The following is a 4,834-nucleotide window of genomic DNA, read 5'->3' as shown; positions in this document are numbered from 1 at the left end:
CTTTAATTGACTTCTCGGCTATTATCTGCTGGCTCCTTGAGAGCTTGTCGGCCTTAGTAAGGACTAGAATAAAAGGTATAGCATAGTATGTAACCCATTCGAGCATCTGAATATCGGCCGGCTGCAATGGATGCCTTATATCGACAAGAACTACGACGAGAGAGAGCTCTTCTCTTGATTCAAAATAATCGATAATCAACTTCTTCCATTTCTCTCTCTCCGTCATTGAGGCTTTTGCATACCCGTAACCGGGCAGGTCCACAAAGTAGATCTCTCGATTTACGCCATAGAAGTTGATCGACCTGGTCTTTCCGGGAGTCGAGCTCGTCTTCGCCAGCTTCCTTCCAAACAACGAATTAAGGAGAGAAGACTTACCGACGTTAGATCTACCGGCAAAGGCGATTTCTCTTCTAAGAGGAGGGGGGTATTCACCCTTAGAAAAAACCGTCCTCACTAGCTCAGTGCTCTTTACCGTCACCGGGGATCAGCGCCTCCTTCAGCACCTCTCGGATGTCCTCGACAAAGACGAACTCCAATTTTGACTTTATTTCATCGGGGACTTTTTCGAGATCTCGTTTGTTGGCCAGCGGGATTAGAACCTTTTTCATCCTTGCCCGATAAGCTGCCATCAGTTTTTCTTTCAGACCTCCAATCGGCAGTACTTTACCACGAAGAGTAATCTCCCCCGTCATTGCGATATCATTTCTCACCCTTCTTCCAGTAACGGCAGAGACAATCGCCGTGGTGAGAGTTATTCCTGCACTGGGGCCATCTTTTGGAACGGCTCCTTCCGGAACATGAATGTGGAAGTCTTTCTTTTCGAAAACCTCTGAGAACCTCTCATCATCGCAGAGCTTTCTGGCCAGCGATGCCGCTATCTGTGCCGACTCCTTCATAACATCGCCCAACTGACCCGTAATGATCGTCTTTCCCTTTCCTGCAACGGGCAAGACCTCTATGTACATAATTTCTCCTCCCACTGAAGTCCAGGCCAGACCAGTCACGACACCAACCTCGGGATGCTTTCTGAAATCGCTCTCTTTGAAAAGCGGCGCCCCGAGAAACTCACCGAGTTCATTCACGCCAACAGAGATCGAATCGCTGCCTTCTGCAATCTTAAGCGTCGCTTTTCTGATTATCTTCGCAAGATTTCTATCGAGCTCTCTGACTCCTGCCTCTCTTGTATAATCTCTTATCACATCCCTCACTGCCGCAGGCGTTATCCTGAATTTGCTTGAATCCATGTTGTACTCTTCCAATAGCTTTGGAAGAATGTGATCCCTTGCTATGTGATACTTCTCCGATTCCGTGTAACCTGGAATCTCAATTATCTCCATCCTGTCCTTGAGCGCAGCAGGAATTGAATAAAGAACGTTAGCGGTGGTTATGAACAACACTCTCGAAAGATCAAAGGGCACTTCCAAAAAGTGATCGGTAAAATTGTTGTTCTGTTCTGGATCAAGCACTTCAAGAAGAGCGGAGGCCGGATCACCCTGAAAGCTGATCCCCATTTTATCGACTTCGTCAAGGACAATTACCGGATTTCTTGTCTTCAGCTTCCTTATCATCTGCATTATTCGTCCTGGAAGCGCCCCAACGTAGGTACGCCTATGGCCCCTTATTTCCGCCTCGTCTCTCATCCCTCCAAGAGAGATTCTGCCGAACTTCCTGCCCATTGCTTCAGCGACCGACCTTCCAAGTGAGGTCTTTCCAACCCCCGGAGGACCTACAAGACATAGAATTGGAGCCCTGAGATTCTTTGAAAATCTCCTGGCAGCAAGAAACTCGAGTATTCTTTCCTTAACATCCTCGAGTCCATAGTGGTTGCTGTCAAGAGTCTTTCTAACATCTCTGATCACTATTTCGTCGTCGGTCTCTTCTTGCCAAGGAAGATTCAACAACCAGTCAAGATAAGTTCTTACAACTGTCGCTTCCGGAGAGTAAGGAGACATCTTCTCAAGTCGTGATATCTCCTGTTCCGCTTTTTCTTTAACTTCCTGCGGAAGCTCCCCTGACTCTGCCTTGTTCTTTAGCTCTTTTATTTCCTCATCTTCTTCGCCCTCTAATTCCTCTTGAATAGCTCTCATTTTTTCCCTGAGATAGTATTCCTTCTGTCCTTGCTCGATCTTTTCCTTAACCCTTTTATCCAGCTCTTCTTCCAGAGAGAGAATTTCTATCTCCCTTGTGAGTAGTTCCATCAGGGTGTTGAGACGATCCTTCGCTTCAATCTCCTCGAGAAGCCGCTGTTTCTCTTCAAGCGAAAAAGGCATCATCGAGGAAACGAAATCTCCAAACTTGTCCGCATCAGATGTGTCTTCTAGAGCCATTATTGCTTCGTCGGGAAAACGCCTGCTCATTGAGACATACCTAAGCGCAAGTTCTTTCACCTTTCTTACTAGCGCCTGAAGCATCTTGCTCTTTCTACCCTTTCCCTTTAGTTTTTCGACCACGACAATCAGTGAATTTTCCTTTTCTTCAACTGAAACCAACTTCGCTCTTGTCAAGCCTTCAACAAGTATCTTGTAATTTCCGTCGGGCATCTTCATGAGCTGAACAATTCTGGCAATTGTGCCTATCTCGAAAAGCTCTTCAATTTCCGGGTCCTCTTTCGTAATATCCCTTTGAGATACGAGAAAGACCATCTGATTGAACTTACCAATTGATTCTTCCAGAGCGGCCAGCGACTTTTCACGCCCCACATACAACGGCATAACTGCCGAAGGATAGACAAGCATGTTTGTTCTCGTGGGAATCACTGGCAGCTTTTCCGGAATTTCTATCTTCCGTTCGCTACCAACGGCCGCCTTTTCCAGTAATTCAAATTTCTGAGCCATCTATTCACCTTCCCTTCTTTCATCTTCATTAATTATCATAACCAGACGATTCAAAAGTGTCGTCATTTTACGACCATGAGGCTCTATTCTCATGCTTCGTTTCGACTCGTCACAGTGCTCCAACCTTACAATCAGGTAAGGTTGAGAGACATACTTGACATAAAGCTCAGGCCACTCCACCGCCACAACAGTGTCCAGGTCCACCAAGTCGTGAAGTGCAAGATCTAACATCTCTTCTTCGCTATCAACCCTGTAAAGGTCTACATGAATAAGACCAGGCCTCTCCACTTGCACCGGGTTTTCATTGTTCTCTTTTCTTGATGATCGTCGCGGGTAGGAGTTGACAATATTAAAGGTAGGACTCCTAACGTAGTCGCGATCGATACCCAATCCATCGGCCATCGACTTAACAAAAGTTGTCTTCCCGCTTCCAAGGTCGCCAAAGAGGAGAACCGTCTCTCCTCCTTCGAGCATCTCTCCTATTTTCTTAGCAACTCTCTCGAATTCCCTCAGATCTAATTCGCCCAATTCATAGATCTCTTCAGCGCCTCTTTCCACCTTCTGAACTCTTCCTCCATTCTGTCACCCGATGGTTCAAACACCACCTCGCTGATTCTTTTATTCTTAAGACTCTCGAGATCCCATAAGCCTGTGCATATTCCTGCAAGCATTGCCGCTCCAAGCGCTGTTGTCTCCTTTATGAGAGATCTGTCGACGGGAATGTTCAATACATTTGCCTGCATTTCCATGAGAAGATTGTTTCGGGTTACCCCTCCATCCACGAGTAGCTTATTCAATCTAATACCCGTTTCCTCTTCCATCAAATCTAGTATTTCCCTTGTCCTGAAGGCAATGTATTCAAGGACCGCTCTTACAATATGAGCCTTCCTCGTTCCTCTAGTTAGACCGATCATCATACCCCTGGCGGAAGAATTCCAGTAGGGTGCTCCAAGACCTGTAAGCGCTCCGGAAAAGAACACACCACCATTATCGGCGACTTCTCTGGCAAGAGACTCGGTTTCGGAAGGAGCGTCGATTATTCCAAGTCCGTCCTTCAGCCAGCTTATCAAAGCTCCAGTAGCAAATATCGACCCTTCAACAGCGTAAACAATTTCCTCCTTGGACTTCCATCCTATAGTGGTTAGCAGACCGTGTTCAGATATCTTTGGCTTCTTCCCTGTGTTCATCAAAATGAACGAGCCCGTTCCGTAAGTGCATTTTGCGTCGCCAGTCTGAAATGCAGTTTGCCCAAAGAGCGAAGCCTGCTGATCTCCAGCCATTCCACCTATTCTCGGACCATATATCGAAGGGCCGAGGAGCTTACAGGACTCAACGACTGTTGGCAGATATTCCTCTTTCACACCAAAGAGATTGAGCAAATCATTATCCCATTTCAGCTCTTCTATATTAAATAGCATTGTTCTTGACGCATTAGAGAAATCACACACATGAAGATTCTCCCTCGTTAGATTCCATACAAGCCACGAGTCTATCGTTCCGAATCTCAATCTTCCCCTATTTGCTGCATCTCTAACGGCAGGCACATTCTCTAGCAGCCATTCCATCTTTGTGGCGGAAAAATATGGATCCGGTTTGAGTCCAGTCTTCCGTCTAATTAACTCTCCATAAGAGCTTTCTATCTCTTTACATCTACCGGCAGTTCTTCTGTCTTGCCAGACTATGGCATTGTAAAGCGGTTGATCCGTGAGAGCATCCCAGGCAACAACTGTCTCCCTCTGATTTGTGATACCTATAGCCGCTATCTCCCTGAATGAAATTCTTGCATCTGAGACCACTCTCTCAATTGTGCTCATAGTACTGAGAATAATGTCTCTAGGATCATGTTCCACCCATCCCGGTTTAGGATAGATCTGCTTGAATTCCTCCTGCGCAACCGCAACTTGATACAGCTCTTGATCAAAAAGGACCGCTTTGCTGCTACTTGTTCCCTGATCGATAGCAAGAACGTAATTCATCAAACCCCTCCTATTTAAAAAGAC

Annotated in this window: 4 protein-coding genes; all 4 read right to left on the bottom strand. The window is 46.2% G+C overall.

Translation table 11 applies throughout. The annotated features are described in order from the left end of the window. Nucleotides 1-478, bottom strand: a 478-nt coding sequence (gene yihA, locus BG32_RS11585; protein ID WP_121526856.1) for a ribosome biogenesis GTP-binding protein YihA/YsxC, incomplete at its 3' end; no start/stop codon positions are given. Beyond that, entirely contained in the window at nucleotides 459-2,834 is a 2,376-nt protein-coding gene (lon, locus tag BG32_RS11580) for an endopeptidase La (protein ID WP_006492448.1), read from the bottom strand. The genes yihA and lon, both read right to left, overlap by 20 nt. Beyond that, nucleotides 2,835-3,392 carry a tRNA (adenosine(37)-N6)-threonylcarbamoyltransferase complex ATPase subunit type 1 TsaE gene (gene tsaE / locus BG32_RS11575; protein WP_006492446.1) on the bottom strand — a complete coding sequence of 186 codons (558 nt, stop codon included), beginning with the start codon at nucleotides 3,390-3,392 and terminating at the stop codon, nucleotides 2,835-2,837. Next, nucleotides 3,350-4,810: a glycerol kinase GlpK gene (glpK, locus tag BG32_RS11570; RefSeq protein ID WP_006492445.1), complete on the bottom strand. Its 1,461-nt coding sequence runs from the start codon at nucleotides 4,808-4,810 to the stop codon at nucleotides 3,350-3,352. Before glpK ends, tsaE begins: the two co-directional genes overlap by 43 nt. Between the last annotated feature and the right edge of the window lie 24 nt (nucleotides 4,811-4,834).

Source organism: Mesotoga sp. HF07.pep.5.2.highcov (assembly GCF_003666285.1).
GTDB classification, from domain to species: domain Bacteria; phylum Thermotogota; class Thermotogae; order Petrotogales; family Kosmotogaceae; genus Mesotoga; species Mesotoga prima.
Note: the sequence above shows the minus strand (reverse complement) of the source record. Positions and strands in the feature narration are given on the sequence as shown.

Bases quoted from the DNA above. Each gene is read 5' to 3' on its own strand.
- lon (WP_006492448.1), bottom strand. From the start codon at position 2,834: ATGGCTCAGAAATTTGAATTACTGGAAAAGGCGGCCGTTGGTAGCGAA.
- glpK (WP_006492445.1), bottom strand. From the start codon at position 4,810: ATGAATTACGTTCTTGCTATCGATCAGGGAACAAGTAGCAGCAAAGCG.